The organism is Streptomyces xanthophaeus (assembly GCF_030440515.1).
GTDB classification, from domain to species: Bacteria; Actinomycetota; Actinomycetes; order Streptomycetales; family Streptomycetaceae; genus Streptomyces; species Streptomyces kutzneri.
The window spans coordinates 7346868-7367842 of record NZ_CP076543.1 but is presented as its reverse complement, the minus strand read 5'-3'; the positions used below and the strand labels follow the sequence as shown (position 1 = coordinate 7367842).

Genomic DNA, 20975 nt, shown 5'->3' with positions numbered 1-20975 from the left:
CGAGGACCGTCGTCCTGCACCACCGTATGGGACGCGTTGTTCCCCGAGGAGGTTCCATCATGGCCGAGGCTCTCGCTTCCGCTGCCGTATCCACCCCCGCCGGCTCCCTGTCGGCTCCGCTGCCTGTGCGCGCGGTGCTGCCCTGGGCGCTCTTCGTCGGTCTCCTGATGCTCGTCGCGCTGTACTTCGTCGGCGCCGAACAGGGCGCCACGGCCGTGTTCGCCGGTGAAGGCGTGCACGAGTGGGTGCACGACGGTCGTCATCTGCTCGGCTTCCCCTGCCACTGAGAGGCCACGCACATGTACGCCTCCACCGTCAGAGGACTGCTGGTCCGCGGCATGCTCGCGGGCCTGATCGCGGGGCTGTTCGCCTTCGCGGTCGCCTACGTGGTCGGTGAGCCGCCGGTACGGGGTTCCATCGCCGTGGAAGAGGCCCAGGCCGCTCATGACGCCGCGGGCGCCCCGAGCGCGCACGCCGGGCACGGCGGTGACGCCGCGTCGGGCGAGGCCACCGAGGAGGAGGAAGAACTGGTCAGCCGACCGGTTCAGTCGACCTTCGGCCTGGCCACCGGCGTCCTGGTCTACGGGGTCGCGCTGGGCGGCATAGCCTCGCTCGCGTTCTCGTTCGCCCTCGGCCGTGTCGGCGGGTTCAGCCCGCGGGCCACGGCGGCACTCACCGCGGCGGGTGCCTTCGCCACGGTCTATCTGGTGCCGTTCCTGAAGTACCCGGCGACCCCGCCGGCGGTCGGCAACCCGGACACGATCGGTCAGCGCACCACGCTGTTCTTCCTGATGATCCTGCTCAGCGTGCTGCTGGGCATCGGCGCGATCATCCTCGGGCGGCGGCTGGCACCGCGCCTGGGCAACTGGAACGCGACGCTGACCGCGGGGGCCGGCTTCATCGTCGCCGCCGCCCTGGCGTTCGTGTTCCTGCCGGACAACAGCGACGCCGTCCAGCCCGGTTTCCCCGCAGCTCTGCTGTGGGAGTTCCGGGTGGCCTCGCTGGCCGTCCAGCTCGTCCTGTGGGCCGTGTTCGCCGTCGTCTTCGGCGTCCTCGCCCAGCGGCTCCTCGCCGCGCGCGCCGACGGCGCGGAAGCGACGGCTCCGGCTCAGCAGGAGGCGCCCGCGCTCGGCTGATACCGAACGCGCCGCCTGTGCCCGGGCCCCGCCGACCCCTGTGGGGGGTGGCGGGGCCCGGGCACGTGCGCGTGGCGGCGCCCTACGATGTGCGCATGAGTGCGGGCAGACATCCGGCAGGTGCACACGATGCGCAGATCGCGCAGGACCCACCGGACATCCCGGGCGCGCCGGGCACCCCTGAGCGGGGCGACCGGCTGGAGGCCGCCGCGTCCGTGCTCGCCCTGCTCGCCGACCGCACCCGCCTGGCGCTCATGGAACGCCTCGGCCGGGGCGAGGCCGATGTCACCACCCTCACCGAGGCGTGCGGGGCCGCCCGCCCCTCCGTCAGCCAGCACCTCGCCAAGCTGCGTCTGGCCGGGCTGGTCACCACCCGCAAGGACGGCCGCCGGGTCGTCTACGCCCTGGGTCACGGGCATCTGCGGCGGCTGGTGGACGAGGCCCTGAACGCCGCCGACCACCAGCTCGGTTCCCTCCCGCCGCACGACTGAACACCTCGCGCCGGAAGCTGTCCCGCCACGATCGCGGCGAGCGCGAGCGCGAAGCCCCCGAGTTGTACCGGGCCGAGCGTCTGGCCGAGCAGGACGGCCCCGAGCACTGCGGCGACCAGCGGCGAGAGCAGGCCGAGCACCGCGGCGGAGGTGACGGGGAGGCTGCCGATGCCCTGGAACCACAGGACGAAGGTGGCCAGGCCGCAGACCAGGGAGAGCCAGAGGTAACCGAGGGCGGCGGTCGGGCCGATGGCGGGCGGTGGGCCTTCGGCGAGGAAGGTGACGGGGATCAGGAACAGGCCGCCGGCCGTGAGCTGCCATCCGGCGAATGCGGTGGGGCCCATGCCGGGGGGCCGCCCCCAGCGCTTGGTGAGCGTCACCCCGAGTGCCAGTGCGGCCGCGGCGGACAGGCCCGCCGCGATGCCCACGGTGTCGAACGCCGCGTCCGGGCCGATCACCACCCCTGCGATGCCCACGACGCCGATCACACCCCAGGCCAGGCGCCGGGCGGAGAGACTCTCGTGGAGGACGGTCACGGCCAGGACGGCGACCATGAGGGGCATGGCCGCCGTCAAGGTGGCGGCCACCCCACCGGGCAGGCGTTCGGCCGCGATGAACAGCAGGGGGAACAGGAGTCCGATGTTCAGCGTGCCGAGCACCGCGACCCTCCCCCACCAGGCTCCCCGGAGCGGTGTCCGGGTGAGCGCGAGAGCGATCAGGCCGGCGGGTAACGCCCGTAGCAGGCCAGCGAACAGGGGGTGTCCCGGCGGCAGCAGCTCGGTGGTGACGATGTAGACCGTGCCCCACGTCAGGGGGGCGAGCGCGGTCAGGAGGGTGCGCGGCAGGTTCCCACGGGCCGCCTGTGCGGCTGGACTTGTCATGCCTCGGAGTCTCATCGGGCCCGATCGATGAGTCCAACACATGTTTGTCAGCCCATCGATCGTGATCCACGATGGATCGATGGAGCTCCAGCAGATGCGCTACGTCCTCGCCGTCGCCGAGACGAACAGCTTCACCCGGGCCGCCGAACGGTGCCTGGTCGTCCAGTCCGCCCTCAGCCACCAGATCGCGCGCCTGGAACGGGAACTCGGCGCACGGCTCTTCGAGCGCACCAGCCGCCGGGTGCGGCTGACACCGGCCGGTGAGGCGTTCCTCCCGGCCGCCCGTCAGTGTCTGGACGCCGCCGAGCGGGCGGCCGCCGAGGTCGCGGCGGCCGTCGGGGAGGTACGCGGGCGGCTCGCGGTCGGGCTGATCCCGACCGTCGCCGCGGTCGACATCCCGGGGGCGCTGCACGACTTCCGCCGGCGGTATCCCCACGTGCGCGTCAGCCTGCGGGTGGGCGCGAGCGAGGACCTGGTCGAGCAGGTCCGGGACGGGGTCCTCGACGTGGCCTTCCTGGGGCTGCCGACCACCGCCCGGCCCCAGGGTGTCGCCGCCCGCGAACTCGCCCGGGACCGGCTCGTCGCCGTGGTCGCGCCGGACCATCCGCTCGCCGCCGAACCGGCGGTCGGCCTGCGCAGGCTCTCCCGCGAGGTGTTCGTGGACCTGCCGGCCGGAACGGCCGGACGGATCCAGTCCGACCTGGCCTTCTCGGCCGCCGGTCTCACCCGTGACGTCGCCTTCGAGGTCACGAGCGCCGACTACATCACCCGCCTCGTGGGACCGGGCCTCGCCGTCGCCATGCTCCCCTCCGCCTACGCGCCCCGGCTCACCGGCGTGGCGACCGTCGAGGTGACCGACGCCCCGGCCCGCGTCGAGTACGCCGTCTGGAGCCGGAGCGGCGGCACCCCGGCGGCGACCGCCTTCCTCACCGCCCTCGACGGCCACGTCCAGGCGTAGGCCGCCCGGAACCGTAGGCCGCCCGGAACGGCGCACAACGGGTGCACAGGTGCGCACATGTTGACTACGCTGAATCCGACCGAATCCGACGTGCTGTCATCGATCCGCCGACCGGGACGGGGACCGTGCTGTCCGTACTGCGCAACGCCGGCTATCGCCGCCTGTTCACCGCCCAGGTCATCGCCCTGGTCGGGACCGGCCTGGCCACCGTCGCACTGAGCCTGCTCGCCTACGAACTCGCGGGCGAGCGCGCCTCGGCGGTCCTCGGTACCGCCCTCGCGATCAAGATGATCGCCTACGTCACGATCGCCCCGGTGATCGGCGCGATCGCCGACCGGATTCCCCGCCGCGCCCTGATGACGTCCATGGACCTGACCCGCGCCGGTGCGGCCGTGGCCCTTCCGTTCGTCACCGAGATCTGGCAGATCCACGTCCTGATCTTCCTGCTCCAGGCGGCGTCGGCGGCCTTCACCCCGACCTTCCAGGCTACCGTCCCCGCGATCCTGCCCGCCGAACGCGACTACACCCGGGCCCTGTCGATGACCCGGCTCGCCTACGACCTGGAGAGCCTGTTCAGTCCGGTCCTGGCCACGGCACTGCTGAGCCTGGTCTCCTACGACTGGCTGTTCGCCGGCACGGCCGTCGGCTTCCTCGCCTCCGCCGCGCTCATCGTCGCGACGGCGCTGCCCGGACCCGCCCCGGTCGAGCGGACCGGCGGCGTCCGTACCCGGGCCGCCTTCGGCACGCACCTCTTCCGGGCCACGCCCCGGCTGCGGGCCCTGCTCGCACTCGACCTCGCGGTCGCCGCCGCCGGGGCCGTCGTCCTCGTCGACACCGTCTCCCTGGTGCGCGGCCACCTCGACCGCCCGGCGGGCGCCGTGCCGCTCGCCCTCGGGGCGTACGGCGCCGGGTCCATGCTGACCGCGCTGCTCCTGCCCCGCCTCCTGCAACGCTCCACCGACCGCGCGGTGATGCTCCGTGCCGCCTTCACCCTCCCGGTGGCCCTGGCGGCCGGGGCCGCGATCGGCGCGACCGGCCCGCGCCCGTGGTCCTGGCCCGCGCTCCTGGCCGTCTGGGCCGCGATCGGCGCCGCCTGTTCCGCCGTCCTGACTCCGGGCGGCCGGGTGATCCGCCGCTCCACCGCCGACACGGACCTGCCCGCCGCGTTCGCCGCCCGCTTCTCCCTCTCCCACGGCTGCTGGCTGCTCACCTACCCGGTGGCCGGGTGGCTCGCCGCGGGGGCGGGGCTTCCGCTGACCGTCCTGATCCTGGGCGCCGTGGCGCTGAGCGCCGCCACGGCCGCGGCCGTGATCTGGCCGGCCCGGGACCCGTACCGGCTGGACCACGTGCACCCGGACCTCCCGCCCGGTCACCCGCACCTCGCCGACGCCCGTCCGGCCAGGGGCGGTTGGCGGCACGGGCACCACTACGTCATCGACCGGCACCACCACCGCTGGCCCGGGAAAACACCTGGCCGGTCGTACTGAGTGGCGCTACGATCACCGCGATGACCACTCACTCCGTTCACAGATCGGGGGTCCCGTCCACGCAAGGTGAGCGCTGATGCCCACCGAGAACGTGCACGGGGATTCCCGCCTCTCCCTCTGGCTCCGCGTACGCGAGTACGCCGTGCCGGCGTCCATGATCGAGACTGCGACCGCCCGCCGCTCCGCCGGGGACTGGGCCGGGGCCTGCGCCGCCGCGGGCATCGACGTCGATCTCGATCTCCGTTTCCTGGCGCGCTCGCGCGGCCACGACCTCGCGGCCCGGATCCGGGCCGATCTTCGCCACCTGGCACCCGACCTGTTGCGCTGGCACATGCCGCGCATCGCTCCCGACGGACTGCTGCGCCCCGGGCTGACCGTTTCCCTGGCCCGGTACGACACGACCGCACCCGGCGAACCGCATGCCGCGCGCCCCGCAGACCCCGAACGCCCCGTACACCTCGTGGCCAGGACTCCGCCGGCGTGGGCGGACGGCGGTCAGCGGATCAGCCTCGCCCTGTGGGACGGATCCCGCTCCGGGCACGGCACTTGGGGGGACCCACGCCGCGGGCTCCGTCCCGACCGCCGGTTCCGCCTCGACCTGCACCGCCATCTGTGGGACGTCCGCAGGACCGACGAGCTGCGGGTCCGGTCCGGGGCCGACCGGCCGCCCGCCGAGGGCCTTCCCGCGCCGGACGCCGAGCTCCTGGCGGTGGTCCCGGACGGGCACCGGTGCGCCGTCGGCAGGTGGGCCGCCGAGGCCGGGATCCTGCTCCGCGCCGAGGGCCGGACCGCCGGCGGCGTCGCCGTACGGCTGGGGGCCCGGCACCGGCTGGTGCTGGACCTGGCCTCGGACGGCCCGGGGCCGCCCGTGGCGCGGATCGGGGCGGCGCCGGCCGACGGCAGCGCCTCCGCGCTGCCGATCCTGCCCGACGCGGCGGTCTGGACCCTGCCCGACCTGGACCTGATCCGCTCCGGATCCATCGAGGCCGGGCGGCTGCATCCGCTGGTCGCCTCGGCCCTGGTACCGGACCGCGGGCCGGCCGGACCGGCCGGCGCCACGGACGCGGACGCGGACCGTGCGGGGCAGCCCCGACTCGTCGAGTGCCGGGGCGCCCGGCACCGTATCGGCCTGGTCGACGGGGTGCTGGCCGCACTGGACCACGACCCTGCCGAGATCCGCCGGGAGGAACTGCTCTCCGCGCTGACCGGCACGCCACTGCCCTGCCTGCAGGCCATCGACGCGGCGCACCGTCGGCCGGACTGCCTCACCGGGGTCCGCGAACGCCTGGACCACGGCGACATCGCCGGGGCGCTGGCCGTGGTGGAAGGGCTGCTCGGCCCCGACGCCCTGCTGCGCGCCGGGGCCCTGCGGGACGAGCTGGAAGCGGCCGCGCTACGGCGGCTCACCTACGGGCTGTTCCGGGCGGGCCTGGCCGGACCCGGCCCCGGCCGGATGCATCCGCGCGCATCCCGTCCACGGGAGCACCGGCTCCACCCGCGCCAGGCACACGCCCACTGACGCCCGGGCCCTCCGCCCTCCTCCTTTCCCTTTACCCCGGTCCCCCGGACGTCCATTCCTCACGAACCCACAGGTGATCACTCATGCCCTCGCACACCCCGTTCACAGCTACCGGCGCCTCTTCCCCGCTCGACCAGCTCGACGTCGCCGAGCGACTGCTGGCCCTGCTGCGCGACACCACCACCGAACCGCGCCCCGACGACCAGCTGGCGGCCCTGACCCTGGCCGTGGCCGCCGACCTGCCGGTGCTCCTGTGGGGTGAGCCCGGCATCGGCAAGACCGCGGCCCTGACACAGCTCGCCGAGACCCTTGACCTGCCCCTGACCACGGTGATCGCCAGCGTGCACGAGCCGTCCGACTTCTCCGGCCTGCCCATCGTCGGGGACGATCCCGCCGAGCAGGGTGTCCCGATGGCCCCGCCGGACTGGGCCGTGCGCCTCGTACGGGCCGGGCGCGGGCTGCTGTTCCTGGACGAGCTGTCCACGGCTCCGCCCGCCGTCCAGGCCGCCCTGCTCCGTCTCGTGCTGGAACGCCGGATCGGCTCGCTCCAACTGCCGCCCGGCGTACGGATCGTGGCCGCCGCCAACCCGCGGGGCTCGGCGGCCGACGGCTGGGAGCTGAGCCCTCCCCTGGCCAACCGGTTCGTCCATCTCCAGTGGACCCACGACCACGACGTGGTGGTCCGCGGGCTCGGCGGGACCTGGCCCCGGGCGGCGCTGCCGCGCCTGGACGCCGGGAGACTGCCGGCGGCCGTGGACCACGCCCGCCGGGCGGTGTGCGGGCTCCTCACCACCCGCCCCGCGCTCGTGCACCGGCTGCCCAGCACCGAGACCCGCCGGGGCGGTGCGTGGCCGTCGCCCCGCAGCTGGGACATGACGGTACGTCTGCTCGCCTTCGCGCACGCGGCCGACTCGTCCAGGGAAGTGCTCTCCATACTGGTCAGGGGCACGGTGGGGGACGGTCCGGGGCTGGAGCTGCTGGCCGCACTGGACCGGATGGACCTCCCGGACCCCGAGGAACTGCTCGCCGACCCGGCGCGCGCCGACCTGCCCGAGCGGGGGGATCGGCGCCAGGCCACGCTCGACGGCGTGGTGGACGCGGTCCGCAGGCGCCCGGACAGGTCCCGCTGGGACGCGGCGTGGGCGCTCCTGGTCCGGGCGCTGGAGACCGGGGCCCCCGACCTGGTGGTCGTTCCCGCGACGACCCTCGCCGCGCTGCGCCAGGAGGACTGGGACGTACCGGAGTCGATCGAACGGCTTGCCGGAGTGGTGACCCTGTCCCGGCGGGCGGACCTGTCGCAGGAGCGGGCGGCGGCCCGGACCGGGGAACCCGTGGGGGCCGGCCGATGAGTGCACAGGCGACGGGGACAGGGCGGGCGCAGGAGCACCCGGCGGGGACACGGCGGGCCGGGGCGCTGGACGTCGACAAGCTCTTCGCGGCCCGGCTGCACGCCGCCCGGGTGCGGCCCTACCTGGCGACGGCGCTGTTCGCCCTGCACACCGTGGAATCCCGGCAGGTGCCGACGATGGCCGTCGACCGGCACTGGCGGTGCTACGTCTCGCCCGGGTTCGTGGACCGGACACCGGTGGAGGAGCTCGCCGGGGTCTGGGTCCATGAGGTGTCCCATCTGCTGCGCGACCACCACGGGCGCGGTGACCGGGTCGCCCGGGAACGCGGACTGACCGGGCCGGGCGAACGGCTGCGGATGAACATCGCCGCGGACTGCGAGATCAACGACGACGTGTACGGCGAGGGACTGGTACGTCCCGAAGGGGCGCTGACACCGGAGTACTTGGGCCTGCCCGCGGGCGAGCTCATGGAGGACTACCTGCGGCAGTTCAGGCTCGGACCGAGCACGCAGGAGCTGGTCTGGCTGGACTGCGGCAGCGGCGCCGACGGCCTGGAACGCGTATGGGACCTGGGGCCGGACGGCGCGCACGGCCTCAGCGCACAGGAGCAGGACGCGGTGCGGTTCCGGGTGGCGCAGGGGATCACCGGCCGTCCGGGAAGCACGCCCGCGGGATGGCGGCGATGGGCGGAGGAGGCATTCCACCCTCCGCAGCCCTGGCGGGAGTTGCTGGGTGCGGCGGTACGGTCGGCGGCCTCCGGTGCGGGCGCGGGCGAGGACTACAGCTACGCCCGGCCCTCCCGGCGCTCGGCCGCGGTGCCCGGCGCCGTACTCCCGAGCCTGCGGCGCAGACCGCCCCGGGTCTGCGTGGTCATCGACACCTCGGGTTCGGTCAGCGACGCCGAACTGGGCAGTGCGCTGCTGGAGGTCGCCGCGATCGCCCGTGCCGTGGGCGGCCGTAGCGACATGGTCAGCGTGGTGCCGTGCGACGCGGCGGCCCGGATCGTGCACCCGCTGTGCAGCGGTGAGGGCATCCCGTTGCTGGGCGGCGGGGGTACGGATCTGCGCACGGGATTCGCCAAGGCCCTCGGCACGGGACCCCGGCCCGACGTGATCGTGGTCCTGACGGACGGACAGACGGCCTGGCCGGCCACGCGACCGCCCTGCCGCACGGTGGTGGGTCTCTTCCCCCGGAACCGGCGGAGCGGTTGGCGCGAGGACAACCCCGACCACGTACCGAACTCCCCGCCCGCCTGGGCCCGCGTGGTGACCATCGGGTCCCCCGGCACCCACTGACCTGCGCCTGCGCCCCGCCGGGCAGAAGATGACGGAACGTGCCCGGACAGGATACGAAGACCTCGTGAACGAAAAGACCCAGGCAGCGACCGTCCGCGTGTTCATAGCGCTGGCCCCGCCCGACGACGCGAAGGAAGAGCTGGAGCAGCGGCTGCAGCCGGCTTACGCCGCGTACCCGCGCATGCGCTGGAACCGCATCGAGGACTGGCACATCACCCTGGCCTTCCTCGGCGAGCTCCCGGTCACCTCCGTCGAACTGCTGCGGCCGCCGCTCGCGGAGCTCGCCGCGGCCCGGCGGCCGCTGCGGCTCGCACTGCGCGGCGGCGGGCACTTCGACGAGCGGGTCCTGTGGACCGGGATCGACGGAGACATCGAAGGGCTGCACGTGCTCGCCGCCGAGGTGCGCGCCGCGGTCACCGACCGCGGCATCCCGTTCCACGGGCGGCCCCTGCGCCCGCATCTGACGCTGGCCCGCTCGCGCCGCCACGACACCACCAGTGCGGTGGAGGCCGCCACCGGGCTCGACGCGTTCACCGGCCGCCCGTGGGAGGCCCGGCGCCTCCACCTCGTCGGGAGCAACACCGGCCGCGGCCCCGGTCCCATCCACTACCGGGACATCCAGTCGTGGCCTTTCGAGGGCGACGGCTGACACCGGCACGGGCCGTGCGGAGGGACGCGGTGCCGTCCTCACCGATGCGGCGCCGAATCGCGCGGACGGATACCTGCCCGGCCGGCAAGACACCCCCAGAACGTGTCCGCACAGCAGCGCCGACCGCCGATGGGCGCGCCCGACCACCTGCTGGTCCCTCCGGACGGAGTCCGGGGGATGAGGTGCGGTGCCGGACGTCGCGGGGCAGGCGGGACCTTGCGGACAGGCCTAGGACGAAGCCGAGGGCGCCGCGCCGAGACGGGCGGCCGTCGCGCACACCCGCCGGAGCAGGTAGTGGAGCTGGGCGCGCTCACCCTTCGTGAGGGACGCCAGCAGGACGTCCTGCACCGCGTCCATGTCGCCCTGCATCGCCGTCAGTGCCGCCGTACCGGTCGGGGTGAGCGTCACCACCTCGTGGCGCCCGCCGATGGTGACGACCATGTCCTGCACCAGGCCCTGCGCCAGGAGATCACCGATCACCCGCGAGATGTCTGCCAGTGGCACGTCCATCCGGGCGGCGAGATCGCGCCGGGCGTGCGGCCCCCATTCGGCGAGCGTCGTGAGAACCGACCGGTGCAAGGGGCTCGACCCGCTCGCGCGCAAACGCTCGGCGGTCAACGCGTCCACGGCCTCGCCCGCCGCCGCCAGGAGATGCACGGTCTGCTCGGAGGGACTCGACGACCCGCTCCCCCTGTCGTACACGTCGCGTCCAATCGCCGGGAAGGGGGATGTCGCCTCCGGCCCGGGACACGCGGACGACGTCGCCCACGGCACACTGCGCGCCGGGTACGGAGCACTTCCGGCTCCGGGACCACACGGCGCTCCGGGCCCGTAGAGGTAGGTGAAGTAAATCCAGGCTGAGCTTACGTGCACCTGAGGCGATCGGTCTACATCGACGTCGTCGCTCGGCGGTTCAGCGACTCCGTACGTTTGCGGCGGCGAGCTCCACGTACTCGTGCAGACCGTACGCCAGCGCCAGTCCCAGCAGCGCGGAGACCGCCACCGCCGTCATCAGGCCCGCCGCTGCCGCCTGTGTCCTGCGTGCCTGCGGCCGGACCGGCACGGGCCGCAGCAGGGCTTCGACCCGCTGCGGGACCGGCCCGGTACTCACCGACAGCAGGGGGCCACCGCCCTTGCCCGCCTTCTCGGCGGACGCGGCGGCCAGCGCCGCGCGTGCGATCGCGGTCGCCGCCAGCCGCCGGTCGCCCACCGACGAGGCCGCCGACTCGTCCGCCCACCGCTCCAGGTGGAAGTCGAGCGCCGCGCGCAGGGACCGCAGGGCGGGGTGCACCGCGGCCGCCAGGTAGGCGGTGACGGACCACAGGTGGTGGCGGCCCGTCAGATGGGCCCGCTCGTGGCCGAGCAGCACCTCGCGCTCCGCCGGACCGAGGATCTTGAGCATGCCCGTCGTCACCACGACCCGGCCGCCGCGCCCCCGCCATCCCGGCAGCGCGAAGGCCTGCGGCTCGGCATCCGGTACGACCAGAAGATCGCCGTCGGGCACCGCGCCGCCGGTGGACGACCAGGCGCGGGCGAGCAGCGAGCGGCGCTCGTACCAGCGGCGGACCAGCAGCACCGCCTGGAAGGCCAGCACCCCACCGGCGACCACAGCGACGGGCACGGTGGTCGGCCACTCGGCAGCCGCCCGCGACAGAGGAATCTGCTCCAGGGAGACGAGGAACGGCACGTGGAACAGGCCGATGAGTGCTGCCACGGTGCCGCCGGCCAGCAGAACAGCGGCTCCGGTCAGCGCCGCGCACGCCTCCCTCGGCGGCAGGAGATCGGCCAGCCGGCGGGTGGCCGGCACCGCTGCCCAGGGAAGCAGCAGGGCCAGCACGACCACGGCCAGGACCAGGGTCATGCGCCTTCCCCGGACTCCAGGAGCAGACGCCTCAGGGCTTCCTCGTCGTCCCCGGACAGCGAGGAGACGAACCGCTTCAGGACGAGGTCGCGTTGCGGCTCCCGCTCCAGCTCGCGGCGCATGCGCCCGGCCGCCAGTCCGGCGGCGTCGTCCGCGGCGGCGTAGGCGAAGCCCCTGCCCTCGCGGGTGCGCACGACCGTCCCCTTCTCGTAGAGGCGGGTGAGGATCGTCGTCACCGTCGTCCGGGCCAGGTCCCGGTCGAGCGCGGCGTTGATCTGCTGCGGGGTCAACGGCCCCTCGGCCGCCCACAGGACCGCCAGCACATCCGCGACGAGTTCACCGTGCGGACGCCTTGCGTCCCCGCCGTCCTGCACCATCCCGCCACCGCCCTGCCGCCACTCCGGGCCATGCACCCGGTCATCGATAAAATAGGTTTGCCTTATCTAACTGTAGGGGGGCTGGCAGGGGGCCTGGATCGGGCCCCGCATCCATGCGCCGACGGGACCCGGCCCCGTCATTCCTCGCCGGTCTCGCCCTGCGCGATCTCGATGCCGGCGTGCAGGTCGTCGGCCGCCTGGAAGGACGCGCCGGCCGACACGGCCAGACAGGCCAGCAGCGTCAGCGCGGCCAGGCGGGGCGGGGCTCCGGGGACACGCGTCCGCGCGGGCTGCCCAAGCAGGGCCGCGACCCGCAGGGGCACCGGGCCCGCCGTGGCGGCCAGCGCGAAGCCGGGCCGGCACCGGGCGGGGGACGTACGGGAAGGGGACGTACGGGCAGCCAGAGCGGCCCGGCCGATGGCCCGGGCCGCGAGGCGGCGGTCGCCCACCGCCTGCGCGGCGTATTCGTCCGCGGTGCGCTCCAGGGCGTAGCGCAGGGGCTCGCGCACGGCACGCAGCCCCGGATGGCAGTGGGCGGCCAGCTCGACGATCGCCACCAGAAGGTGGTGACGGCCTCTCAGATGGGCCCGCTCATGGGCGAGCAGGACCTCGCGTTCCGCCGCGGACAGCGCGTGCAGCATCCCTGAGGTGATCACGACGCGGCCGGGGCGGCCCGGCAGCGCGTAGGCGTCGGGGTGCTCCTCCTCCAGGACCACGAGCTCGCTGCGGCTGCCCGCGGCAAGCACCCGCGCCTGCCGCAGCCGGCGCCACCATCCGCGCGCGTCGCGCAGCAGCAGGGCGCCGCCGGCGGCGAGCAGCGAGGCGGCCACGGCACTGATCGCGACGGCCGTGCCCGGCGAGCCTGACGCCAGTGGTGTGAGCAGGTGGCCCAGCGCGGCCACCTGCCGCAGGTGCGTGGCCCCGGGGACGGCCAGCAGGGTAAGGGCCGCGGTGCTGCCCGCGGCGAGGCCGGCGGCCGAACAGACCAGCAGCCGGACGGCCCGCCTCGGCGGGAGGCTCGTGACCAGCACGCGGCCCACCGGACCGGCGAGGAAGGGCAGCAGGAGCGGCAGCAGAAGTGGCAGCAGGAGCGGCAACGACCCCGGCCGGTTCACGCGACACCCCCGGCGCCGTCGCCCTCCAGCAGAGCACGCAGCAGCGTCTCGTCCTCGTCGCTGAGCTGGGAGACGAAGCGGCTCAGCACGGTCACGCGGTCCTCGGTCCCGGCCAGTTCCGCGTGCATGCGGCGCGCGGTGAGCCCCGAAGCGTCCTCGGTCGGCAGGTAGGCGAACCCGCGGCCGGACCGGGTGCGGGTCACCACGCCCTTCTCGTACAGACGGGACAGGATCGTCGTCACCGTCGTGCGGGCATGGGAGGAGCCGAGCGCCTCCTGCACCCGCCCCGGCGTCAGCGGAGTTCCGGCCGCCCACAGTGCCGCCAGGACACTCGCCTCCAGCTCACCGGCGGGCCGCCGTTCCGCGTGCGCGTCCCCCATGGGAATCTCCTCACCACAACAATCGTCTACAGTGACGTAGACCGTCTACAGAACTGTAGTCGATGATGTCGTCACCACCCCGTCCACGCACCAGCAGGGGAGCCGTCCACCATGGCCCTATCCGCCCACATGGACATGGCAGTGCCACAGGCCGTGAACCTGCTCGACGCCGGATCCCTGTTGTCCGCATTCGGCGCGCTCGGCATCGCCGTCGTCCTCTTCGCCGAGACCGGCCTCCTGGTCGGGTTCTTCCTGCCCGGCGACTCCCTCCTGTTCACCGCGGGCCTGCTCTGCGTGCCGGGCGGGAACCGCCCCGTCCACCTCTCACTGCCTCAGGTACTGGCCTTCGCCGTGATCGGCGCGCTCCTGGGGGCGCAAGTGGGCTACCTGATCGGCCGACGCGGGGGCCGCGCCCTGCTCGCCCGTAGCCGGAGCCGGAAACTCCACGACGGAGCCGAGCGCGCCGAGGAACTCCTCCACCGCTACGGGCACGCCAAGGCCGTCGTGCTGGCCCGCTTCGTACCGGTGGTGCGCACCGTGCTCAATCCCCTGGCCGGAGCCCTGGGCGTACCCGCCCGCGTCTTCACCCTCTGGCAGGTCGTGGGCGGGCTCCTCTGGACCGTGGGCCTCGTCCTCGCCGGATACGCCCTCGGCTCCTCCGTGCCCGACGTCGACCGTTACCTCCTGCCGATCGTGGCCCTCGTCGTCCTCGTCTCCCTCACCCCGGTGGCCGTCGAGATGATCCGCCGGCGGGGCCCCCGCACCCCGGACGGAAGTGCGCGGTGAGCCTGGCCACCCTGGACGGGAGATGACCGAGCACCCCGGTCACGCGATGATCGTCGCCGCAGCGCTGCCCCTGGTCGTGAGGCACGGCATGTCGGTCACCACCTCGATGGTGGCCCGGGCCGCGGGAGTTCCGACAGCGGCGGTCTTCACCGCGTTCCCCGACAAGACCGCCCTGTTCGAAGCCTGTGCGGCCGAGGCCCTGAGGGCGGACGAAGCGGTGGCGGCCATCAACGCGATCGACCTGACCCGGCCGCTCGACGCCCGACTGGCCTCGGCCGCCGTACACCTGCGCAGCTACGCAACCCGCGTACTCCTGCTCGCCGATGCCATACCCCTGAACCGGACCCGGCTCCCCGGGCCCGGGGAGAACACCGGCGGCCCCGCCCGGCACGAGGAAGAGCTCGCCTCGCTCCGACAAGCCCTCACGGCCTTGTTCGAACCGGAGCGTGAGCTCCTCAGAATGCCCCCGGAGCACCTCGCCCGGGTGTTCCAGTCGATGGTCCTGTCGGGCGCTCCGTCCGGACCTGCGGAAACCCTGCCCGCCCACGAGCTGGTGTCGCTGCTCCTGTGGGGCGCGCTCACCCCTCCCTGACCGAAACAGCGCCCGTCCCGGCCCCAGGCACCACGCCACCCCGCACACCACGCCCCACGCCCCCATGCCCGATGCCCGTGCCGCCGTGGCGGCCTGTCCGGACAGGACACCCGATGACCTCCGTCCCCGCTGCCGCACCCGGCGCCGCCGGCAAGCCGTGGTGGCTGCCCGCCCTGCCGGCGCTGGCGTGCTCGATGCTGCTGGCGGCGCTGGTCGTGTCGGCCTGCGCGGCGCACGGCACACCGTTCGGGGTGGACGAGGCCCTGCACCGCTGGGCACTGGAACACCGCTCGCGCTGGGCGGTCGGCTTGGCCGTGGCGGTCACCGTGACGGGCAGCGGAGTGCCCGCCTACGTGCTGGCGGCGCTCGCCGGGGCCATGACCGTCAGGGCCCGGCGCTGGCGCGGGGCACTGGCGGGTGCCCTGGCACTGGTGTCGGTGCAACTGCCGCGCATCGCCCTGGCGTCGTGGCTCGCCCGGCCCCGGCCGCCGGCCGACGAGTGGGCGTGGTCGGCCGACGGGTACGCCATGCCCTCGGGGCACACCACGACCTCCGCGGCCGTGGCGGTCCTCCTCACCGCCGGGGTGTACCGAGCGGTGCGGGGCCCGGCGCGGCGGCCGCTCCTGGTGATACCGGCGCTGTGGGCGGCGGCCGTGGGCGTCAGCCGTGTCTACCTCGGCATGCACTGGCCCACCGATGTCCTGGCGGGGTGGCTGCTGACCACCCTGTGGGCCGGGCTGCTCGGGATGTTCCTGATTCTCCTCCGGCGCCGGAAGTCCGGTGCCGTCCCGTCGAACGAAGGTGAAGGCACGTGAGCGTGATCAGTGTGGGGCAGGCCGTGGTCCTCGGCATCGTGGAAGGGGTGACGGAGTTCCTGCCGGTCTCGTCCACCGGCCACCTCAAGATCACCGAAGGGCTGATGGGTATCCCTGTCGACGACAAGTCCGTCGTGGCCTTCACCGCCGTCATCCAGGTCGGCGCGATCGCGGCGGTCCTCGTCTACTTCTTCCACGACATCGTGCGCATCGTCTCCGCCTGGGGCCGTGGATTGGCAAACCGCGAGGAGCGCTACCACCACGACTACAAGTTCGCCTGGTGGGTCATCTACGCCACCATCCCCATCGTGGTCGTGGGGCTCGCGGCGAAGCCGCTGATCGAGGGACCGCTCGCCTCCCTGTGGGTGGTGGCCGGATCCCTGATCGTCGGCAGCGGCCTGATGTGGGCGGCCGACCGGACGGGCCGCCACAAGCGCGGCGAGGACGACACCGACCTCAGGGACGCCATGCTGGTCGGCTCCTCCCAGATCCTCGCCCTGCTCTTCCCCGGCTTCTCCCGATCCGGTGCCACCATGTCCACCGGCCTCATGCTCGACCTGGAACGGGTCGCAGCCACCCGCCTGTCCTTCTTCCTCGGCATCCCCGCCCTGACCGGCGCGGGCCTCTACGAGCTCAAGGACGCCGTCGGCGCCGGCATCGACGCCCTGCCCCTGGTCATCGGCACCGCCGTGTCCTTCGCCGTCGCCTATGCCTCGATCGCCTGGCTCCTGAAGTTCGTCGCCAAGCACTCGTTCAACGCCTTCGTCGTCTACCGGATCGTCATCGGCGTTCTCCTCTTCGGGCTGCTGGGCACCGGCGTCCTGCACGCCTGACCGTTCGGCCGGGGCCGCCGCGGGCGGGGGAACCCGCCTGCTCCCCCAGGCCCGCGAGGGCTTCGGACGGGGGCGCCGGCCCGGGCGCCGGAGCGGGCCCGGGCCCGCTCCGGCGAACTGCGTCCGCTCCCGCCGCACCGGGCGATCCACGAGGTCATGCGCCGGTCAGCGCTGCCGGTGCGTCGTCCGTCTCCCTGAAGGAGGCCGACAGGGCGCGCGCCTCGTGCTCGGTCATCCGGGGAGTGTCGTACGGCACGGCATTGACCCAACGCTGGGTCAGCCGGGCGATCCGCTCGCCGTACCGCTCCGCGGTGATCAGGTCGCCGCGCGATCCGGCCCGCTCCGGCCCCTGGTCGGCGTGGCTCTGGCTCATCAGACCCAGCCACGAGCCCAGACGGTTCACATCGTCGCGGGTGCCACCGCTCCAGTTGTTGCCCGGCATGTCACCCACGCCGATCCACTGCATGCCCATCTGCGCGCCGAAGACCGCCAGTTGCTCCAGGACCGCGAGCTTGTCACCGCTCTGCGAGGCGGACATGGTGAACGCTCCGGCCAGCTTGTCCTTCCACGCCTGCGTCGTGAACGGCGTGAACGCCGCTTCCATGAACGCCTTGAACACCGCCGACACACTGCCCATCAGCGTCGGGCAGCCGAAGACGATCGCATCGGAACGGTCGAGCAGCGCCAGTACCTCCGCATCGTGCCACCGGCCCGCGACGACGTCCTCGGGCCGGATCTCGACGAGATGCACCCGGACTCCCTGCACCAGCCGCGCCCCGTCGGCGAGGTGCTCGGCCAGGACCCGGGTGTGCCCGTGCACCGAGTGGTGGACCACCGTCACCGTGGCCGTCGGCGCATCGTGCTCACGGGCGACTTCATTGACTGTCATGTGCTCTTCGCTACTTCCGGTCGTGGGGAAATCCCTGCCTGCCCACCCATCACAGCCTCCGTACGCCATGGCATCAACGCCGAACATCGGCACGCAGCGATCGGTCACACCGATCGATCGCGTTAGTCTGCTCTCGTGGACAGAATGGAACTGGAAGCATTCGTCGCGGTCGCGGAAGAGCTCCACTTCGGCCGCGCCGCCGCGCGCCTCCACCGGGGGCAGCCCACCGTCAGCGACGCCGTCAGGCGACTGGAAAGCACCCTGGGCGGGCGGCTGTTCCACCGCACCAGCCGCCGCGTGTCCCTGACCGGTCTCGGCGAAGCGCTGCTGCCCGACGCCCACGCCGCCCTGGCCCAGCTGCGCCGCTTCCAGCAGCGCGGACGCTCCCTGGCCGCGGGTGACCGCAGCGGCACCACCCTCGTCGTCGCCCACGCCGAATACACCGGCCACCAGCTGCTGTTGCGCTGCCTGCCACAGCTGCGCGACCGTTTCCCCGACGTGACGATCGTGCCGGAGACCATGCCGACCACGGCCCAGGTCACCGCCCTGCGGGCGGAGACGATCGGTCTGGGCATCGGCTGGGCGACCGGCGACGTCACGGGAGTACGCGCGAGGGTGCTGTCCACCGAGCGGTTCATGGCGCTCGTACCCGCGGCCCACCCGCTCGCCGGGCGCTCCGAACTGAGCGCGGCCGAGCTGTCCACCACCGGCCTGCTCACCTGGCCCCACCAGATCAACAGCGGCCTCTGCGACCGCCTCCTGTCCGCCTTCCACATCGGCGGAGCCGACCTGCGCATCATCAGGACCGCCGACAGCGTGCACGCCATCGCCGCTCATGTCGCGGCCGGTACGGGCATCGGCATCACCGTCGAATCCGCCCTCGACCACGAGCCGCCCGGCCTGCGGATCATCCCCCTCACCGGCCCTTCGACCACCGCCGACCAGGTCGTCCTCACCCCCACCGAGCCGTCGGACACCGCCACGGCACTGCGCGACCTGCTGCTGCAGGCCTCGTCAGCGTCTGCCTCCACCGATCACCTCGCCACCCGGGAGGACTCCCCCGACCGCCGATGACCCTGCCCGTCCCGGCCGACCTCACGTCCGGCTGCGGGCACCGCAACGGCGAGGCCTACGCCGCCGGCATCGAGCGGATGGTCGCGAACGACGCGTTCGGCACGGGCGGCCGCAGCGGCTGTCCGGTTGCGGAGGGGAAATCTTGGCATTCAGGTTGAAAGTGACCTACAGGCCGGATAGTTGTTCTCCCTATGACTCTCGCCTCCACCGTCTTGAACGCTGCCGATCCGAATGGCTACGCCTTTCCTTGGGCGCTGGTGGATGTGGAGACGTCGGGCCTGATACCGAGGCGGGACCGGGTGCTGTCGATCGCCGTGGTGACCCTCGGGCCTGACGGTCAACAGACCGGCGAGTTCACGACCCTGCTCAACCCCGGCTGCGACCCGGGCCCCGTACACGTGCACGGCCTGACCGCCGAAGTGCTGAGTGACGCGCCGACCTTCGACCAGGTCGCCGACCGCATCGGCGCGATGCTCCAAGACCGCATCATGGTGGCCCACAACGCTCAGTTCGACTACGACTTCCTGGCACACGAGTTCGCCCGGGCCCGGTCGCATCTGCCGGTCTCACGGCGCCTGTGCACTCTGGCGCTGAACAGGCGGGTGGACCCACCGACGGCCGACCTCCGGCTCGGCACGCTCGCAGCCCACTACGGCGTGGCTCAGAAGAAGGCGCATGACGCCCTGGACGACACCCATGTGCTGGCCGGGATTCTACGAGCCTCTCTGCGGGAGGCTGCCCGGCTCGATCTGTCTCTGCCGCTGGTGTCCTGTCCGCCACGGCAGGACCCACGGTTCACTCCGAAGCCGCCCAAGACGCCGTGCGCATTCCGGAATCCCGGCCGACTGGCTCCCGGAGGCGCGCTCGGGCAGGGAATGAAGATCGTGATCACGGGCGACACCGATACCGCACGGGCCGAGCTCGTCGCGCAGGCGGTCGCTGCCGGGCTGAACGTGATGGGCTCGGTCAGCCGGTTCACGAGCGTCCTCGTGACCAACGATCCGGTGTCCACGTCTGCGAAGGCACGACGAGCGCTCGACGAGGGAGTACCTCTGCTCGACGAGCGAACCTTCCTCAAGCTGTTGGGCGACGTACGTCCAGGAACCTCGCCCGACGGCGGGTCCCCGGGCGCCGACCTGGTCGTCAGCCCCGCTCCCCCACCGGCCGAAGTGGCTCCGGACGTCCCGACTCCCCGGCACGATGGGGCTGCCTCGCAGGGACGGCTGGCGGGGCGGCGGGTTCTGGTGCTGGGAGGCCTGCACCAGGACGCGGCGGACGCCAGGGCCCGTGTCGTGGCTCTCGGAGGAGCTGCTGCCGTCAACCTCTCCGCCAGTGTCACCGATGCGGTCCTCCTCGCAGGTGGCGAGCGTGATCGGCGGATGGCTCGGATCACATCGCTCCAGTTGCCGGTTCATCAACCTGAGTGGCTGACCGCGTCCACGGCCGGCGCACCTCCCGCACACACACGTGAAGTGGCCCCATCGCCTCGGGTCCTGCCTCGGGGAGGCGTTGTCGACCTCCCCAGCGCAGGCAGCCCTACGGCACAGTGGAACGTGTCCGCCACCTGGGCACAACAGACCGGCTGCGAGATCGACGTCGTCGCGTTCACCGTCGACAGTGACGAACAGGTGTCACGCGACGAAGACTTCGTGTTCTACGGAGCCCCTGAGAGCCCCGATGGTGCTGTGCGGCTCCTGAGCGACGGGCCCACCGAGCAGACGATCGTTGTCGACCTCGCTTCCATGCCGCCCGCAGCCCGCAAGGTGGTCGTGGTCGCTGCCATCGACGGCGGCACGGCATTCGGCGACATCGGCCCCGTCCACATCACCCTGGCGGCAGGCGCCGACACCACCCGCCTGGCCCAGTCCACCCTGGACGCGGCTACGACCGAACGCACATTGATCCTCGCCGAGCTCTACAGACGGGGTCCGCTGTGGCGCTTCCGTGCAGTTGGCCAGGGATACGACCGCGACCTCGCTGCGGTCGCACGCAGCTACGGTGTCGACATCGCCGAATGATCCGACGAACAGCTGCCACTGGTCCGGTGTCTGGCGGCCCGTACTTTCTGGCGGATCGACCACGGAAGGACGGCTGCACGCCTCGGTTTCACGTTCAGTGAGGCCGGGGTGAACCTCCGGTCCCGCATCCCCCGATTACTGCGGGGCCCGGAGTGAAATGCCATGCACGGTGGCCCTTTCCCTTCGCGGACACCGCGTTCGATGGGCGTTTTCTGGACCCCGTCATTCGACGGGCCGGTGACTCCGGCACGGCGTAGCGTTAGGAGTGACAGCTTCGCACCGGCTCGGCGGCCTTGCGCGCAGCAGAACCGCTCGTCGCCGCGGGAAGCCGCGGGCAGCGGCTCGGGGCAGAGAGCGACGTCAACTGGCTTTGCCGCCCGGTAGATCCGGAAGTCACCGGCCGTCGCGGCGAGGACCGCCTGCCCGCCCCCGCGCCGGTATGTCACTCCATCGCCGGCCTCGGTCAGGTC

At 73.1% G+C, this 20975-nt stretch carries 23 protein-coding genes; 16 read left to right on the top strand and 7 right to left on the bottom strand.

All coding sequences use genetic code 11. From position 1 onward, the window contains the following. Nucleotides 1-59: 59 nt before the first annotated feature. From KO717_RS32925 to KO717_RS32915, 3 genes are all read left to right on the top strand, one after another. Nucleotides 60-287 (top strand): CbtB domain-containing protein, encoded by a 228-nt coding sequence (locus tag KO717_RS32925; RefSeq protein ID WP_189733983.1) that lies wholly within the window; start codon nucleotides 60-62, stop codon nucleotides 285-287. Nucleotides 288-299: 12 nt separating this feature from the next. Beyond that, nucleotides 300-1136, top strand: coding sequence for a CbtA family protein (locus KO717_RS32920; protein WP_301373097.1), 837 nt, complete (start codon nucleotides 300-302; stop codon nucleotides 1134-1136). Between the two features lie 95 nt (nucleotides 1137-1231). Beyond that, nucleotides 1232-1627 carry an ArsR/SmtB family transcription factor gene (locus KO717_RS32915; RefSeq protein WP_301373096.1) on the top strand — a complete coding sequence of 132 codons (396 nt, stop codon included), beginning with the start codon at nucleotides 1232-1234 and terminating at the stop codon, nucleotides 1625-1627. Here KO717_RS32915 and KO717_RS32910 read toward each other — a convergent pair. Further along, nucleotides 1546-2508 carry an EamA family transporter gene (locus KO717_RS32910; RefSeq protein WP_301373095.1) on the bottom strand — a complete coding sequence of 321 codons (963 nt, stop codon included), beginning with the start codon at nucleotides 2506-2508 and terminating at the stop codon, nucleotides 1546-1548. The two genes, KO717_RS32915 and KO717_RS32910, sit on opposite strands and share 82 nt — an antisense overlap. A gap of 79 nt (nucleotides 2509-2587) precedes the next feature. Here KO717_RS32910 and KO717_RS32905 point away from each other — a divergent pair, with 79 nt between their 5' ends. The 6 genes from KO717_RS32905 (at nucleotide 2588) to thpR (ending at nucleotide 9765) form a co-directional block, all read left to right on the top strand. Beyond that, entirely contained in the window at nucleotides 2588-3466 is an 879-nt protein-coding gene (locus tag KO717_RS32905; protein ID WP_301373094.1) for a LysR family transcriptional regulator, read from the top strand. 125 nt (nucleotides 3467-3591) lie between these two features. Then, nucleotides 3592-4953: an MFS transporter gene (locus tag KO717_RS32900; protein WP_301373093.1), complete on the top strand. Its 1362-nt coding sequence runs from the start codon at nucleotides 3592-3594 to the stop codon at nucleotides 4951-4953. A gap of 76 nt (nucleotides 4954-5029) precedes the next feature. Next, nucleotides 5030-6472: a hypothetical protein gene (locus tag KO717_RS32895; protein WP_301373092.1), complete on the top strand. Its 1443-nt coding sequence runs from the start codon at nucleotides 5030-5032 to the stop codon at nucleotides 6470-6472. A gap of 83 nt (nucleotides 6473-6555) precedes the next feature. Next, nucleotides 6556-7821: an AAA family ATPase gene (locus KO717_RS32890; protein WP_301373091.1), complete on the top strand. Its 1266-nt coding sequence runs from the start codon at nucleotides 6556-6558 to the stop codon at nucleotides 7819-7821. Beyond that, entirely contained in the window at nucleotides 7818-9116 is a 1299-nt protein-coding gene (locus KO717_RS32885) for a vWA domain-containing protein (protein WP_301373090.1), read from the top strand. Before KO717_RS32890 ends, KO717_RS32885 begins: the two co-directional genes overlap by 4 nt. Before the next feature lie 64 nt (nucleotides 9117-9180). Beyond that, nucleotides 9181-9765, top strand: coding sequence for an RNA 2',3'-cyclic phosphodiesterase (gene thpR / locus KO717_RS32880; protein ID WP_301373089.1), 585 nt, complete (start codon nucleotides 9181-9183; stop codon nucleotides 9763-9765). A 228-nt stretch (nucleotides 9766-9993) separates the two neighbouring features. On the opposite strand, the gene KO717_RS32875 is transcribed toward thpR, so the two are convergent. From KO717_RS32875 to KO717_RS32855, 5 genes are all read right to left on the bottom strand, one after another. After that, nucleotides 9994-10467, bottom strand: coding sequence for a MarR family winged helix-turn-helix transcriptional regulator (locus tag KO717_RS32875; RefSeq protein ID WP_301373088.1), 474 nt, complete (start codon nucleotides 10465-10467; stop codon nucleotides 9994-9996). 211 nt (nucleotides 10468-10678) lie between these two features. Next, a complete protein-coding gene (locus KO717_RS32870) occupies nucleotides 10679-11626 on the bottom strand; it encodes a M56 family metallopeptidase (protein WP_301373087.1) in 948 nt (315 codons plus the stop codon). Beyond that, nucleotides 11623-12003, bottom strand: a complete 381-nt coding sequence (locus KO717_RS32865) for a BlaI/MecI/CopY family transcriptional regulator (RefSeq protein WP_301374903.1) — start codon at nucleotides 12001-12003, stop codon at nucleotides 11623-11625. The genes KO717_RS32870 and KO717_RS32865 overlap by 4 nt, the downstream gene beginning before the upstream one ends. Nucleotides 12004-12140: 137 nt before the next feature. Next, nucleotides 12141-13118, bottom strand: a complete 978-nt coding sequence (locus tag KO717_RS32860; protein WP_301373086.1) for a M56 family metallopeptidase — start codon at nucleotides 13116-13118, stop codon at nucleotides 12141-12143. Beyond that, nucleotides 13115-13498, bottom strand: a complete 384-nt coding sequence (locus tag KO717_RS32855) for a BlaI/MecI/CopY family transcriptional regulator (protein ID WP_301373085.1) — start codon at nucleotides 13496-13498, stop codon at nucleotides 13115-13117. The genes KO717_RS32860 and KO717_RS32855 overlap by 4 nt, the downstream gene beginning before the upstream one ends. A 111-nt stretch (nucleotides 13499-13609) precedes the next feature. Here KO717_RS32855 and KO717_RS32850 point away from each other — a divergent pair, with 111 nt between their 5' ends. The 4 genes from KO717_RS32850 (at nucleotide 13610) to KO717_RS32835 (ending at nucleotide 16524) form a co-directional block, all read left to right on the top strand. Continuing rightward, nucleotides 13610-14284 (top strand): DedA family protein, encoded by a 675-nt coding sequence (locus KO717_RS32850; RefSeq protein WP_301373084.1) that lies wholly within the window; start codon nucleotides 13610-13612, stop codon nucleotides 14282-14284. 22 nt (nucleotides 14285-14306) lie between these two features. Next, nucleotides 14307-14876 (top strand): TetR/AcrR family transcriptional regulator, encoded by a 570-nt coding sequence (locus KO717_RS32845; protein WP_301373083.1) that lies wholly within the window; start codon nucleotides 14307-14309, stop codon nucleotides 14874-14876. 113 nt (nucleotides 14877-14989) lie between these two features. Beyond that, nucleotides 14990-15691 carry a phosphatase PAP2 family protein gene (locus KO717_RS32840; RefSeq protein ID WP_301373082.1) on the top strand — a complete coding sequence of 234 codons (702 nt, stop codon included), beginning with the start codon at nucleotides 14990-14992 and terminating at the stop codon, nucleotides 15689-15691. Further along, entirely contained in the window at nucleotides 15688-16524 is an 837-nt protein-coding gene (locus KO717_RS32835; RefSeq protein WP_301373081.1) for an undecaprenyl-diphosphate phosphatase, read from the top strand. The genes KO717_RS32840 and KO717_RS32835 overlap by 4 nt, the downstream gene beginning before the upstream one ends. Nucleotides 16525-16678: 154 nt before the next feature. On the opposite strand, the gene KO717_RS32830 is transcribed toward KO717_RS32835, so the two are convergent. Beyond that, complete coding sequence (locus tag KO717_RS32830; protein ID WP_301373080.1) at nucleotides 16679-17413, bottom strand: flavodoxin family protein; 735 nt, start codon at nucleotides 17411-17413, stop codon at nucleotides 16679-16681. A gap of 144 nt (nucleotides 17414-17557) precedes the next feature. Here KO717_RS32830 and KO717_RS32825 point away from each other — a divergent pair, with 144 nt between their 5' ends. Genes KO717_RS32825 through KO717_RS32815 form a run of 3 tightly spaced genes read left to right on the top strand, consistent with a single transcriptional unit; the run spans nucleotide 17558 to nucleotide 20505 of the window. Next, nucleotides 17558-18487 (top strand): LysR family transcriptional regulator, encoded by a 930-nt coding sequence (locus KO717_RS32825; protein ID WP_301373079.1) that lies wholly within the window; start codon nucleotides 17558-17560, stop codon nucleotides 18485-18487. After that, nucleotides 18484-18645 (top strand): hypothetical protein, encoded by a 162-nt coding sequence (locus tag KO717_RS32820; RefSeq protein WP_301373078.1) that lies wholly within the window; start codon nucleotides 18484-18486, stop codon nucleotides 18643-18645. The genes KO717_RS32825 and KO717_RS32820 overlap by 4 nt, the downstream gene beginning before the upstream one ends. A 33-nt stretch (nucleotides 18646-18678) precedes the next feature. Beyond that, nucleotides 18679-20505 (top strand): TerD family protein, encoded by a 1827-nt coding sequence (locus KO717_RS32815; RefSeq protein ID WP_301373077.1) that lies wholly within the window; start codon nucleotides 18679-18681, stop codon nucleotides 20503-20505. Nucleotides 20506-20975: the final 470 nt, after the last annotated feature.

What these genes read in the sequence shown, in the direction of transcription:
- KO717_RS32925 (WP_189733983.1), top strand. Translation starts at nt 60, where the DNA reads ATGGCCGAGGCTCTCGCTTCCGCTGCCGTATCCACCCCCGCCGGCTCC.
- KO717_RS32920 (WP_301373097.1), top strand. Translation starts at nt 300, where the DNA reads ATGTACGCCTCCACCGTCAGAGGACTGCTGGTCCGCGGCATGCTCGCG.
- KO717_RS32915 (WP_301373096.1), top strand. Translation starts at nt 1,232, where the DNA reads ATGAGTGCGGGCAGACATCCGGCAGGTGCACACGATGCGCAGATCGCG.
- KO717_RS32910 (WP_301373095.1), bottom strand. Translation starts at nt 2,508, where the DNA reads ATGACAAGTCCAGCCGCACAGGCGGCCCGTGGGAACCTGCCGCGCACC.
- KO717_RS32905 (WP_301373094.1), top strand. Translation starts at nt 2,588, where the DNA reads ATGGAGCTCCAGCAGATGCGCTACGTCCTCGCCGTCGCCGAGACGAAC.
- KO717_RS32895 (WP_301373092.1), top strand. Translation starts at nt 5,030, where the DNA reads ATGCCCACCGAGAACGTGCACGGGGATTCCCGCCTCTCCCTCTGGCTC.
- KO717_RS32890 (WP_301373091.1), top strand. Translation starts at nt 6,556, where the DNA reads ATGCCCTCGCACACCCCGTTCACAGCTACCGGCGCCTCTTCCCCGCTC.
- KO717_RS32885 (WP_301373090.1), top strand. Translation starts at nt 7,818, where the DNA reads ATGAGTGCACAGGCGACGGGGACAGGGCGGGCGCAGGAGCACCCGGCG.
- KO717_RS32870 (WP_301373087.1), bottom strand. Translation starts at nt 11,626, where the DNA reads ATGACCCTGGTCCTGGCCGTGGTCGTGCTGGCCCTGCTGCTTCCCTGG.
- KO717_RS32865 (WP_301374903.1), bottom strand. Translation starts at nt 12,003, where the DNA reads ATGGTGCAGGACGGCGGGGACGCAAGGCGTCCGCACGGTGAACTCGTC.
- KO717_RS32855 (WP_301373085.1), bottom strand. Translation starts at nt 13,498, where the DNA reads ATGGGGGACGCGCACGCGGAACGGCGGCCCGCCGGTGAGCTGGAGGCG.
- KO717_RS32850 (WP_301373084.1), top strand. Translation starts at nt 13,610, where the DNA reads ATGGCCCTATCCGCCCACATGGACATGGCAGTGCCACAGGCCGTGAAC.
- KO717_RS32845 (WP_301373083.1), top strand. Translation starts at nt 14,307, where the DNA reads ATGACCGAGCACCCCGGTCACGCGATGATCGTCGCCGCAGCGCTGCCC.
- KO717_RS32840 (WP_301373082.1), top strand. Translation starts at nt 14,990, where the DNA reads ATGACCTCCGTCCCCGCTGCCGCACCCGGCGCCGCCGGCAAGCCGTGG.
- KO717_RS32830 (WP_301373080.1), bottom strand. Translation starts at nt 17,413, where the DNA reads ATGACAGTCAATGAAGTCGCCCGTGAGCACGATGCGCCGACGGCCACG.
- KO717_RS32825 (WP_301373079.1), top strand. Translation starts at nt 17,558, where the DNA reads ATGGAACTGGAAGCATTCGTCGCGGTCGCGGAAGAGCTCCACTTCGGC.
- KO717_RS32820 (WP_301373078.1), top strand. Translation starts at nt 18,484, where the DNA reads ATGACCCTGCCCGTCCCGGCCGACCTCACGTCCGGCTGCGGGCACCGC.
- KO717_RS32815 (WP_301373077.1), top strand. Translation starts at nt 18,679, where the DNA reads ATGACTCTCGCCTCCACCGTCTTGAACGCTGCCGATCCGAATGGCTAC.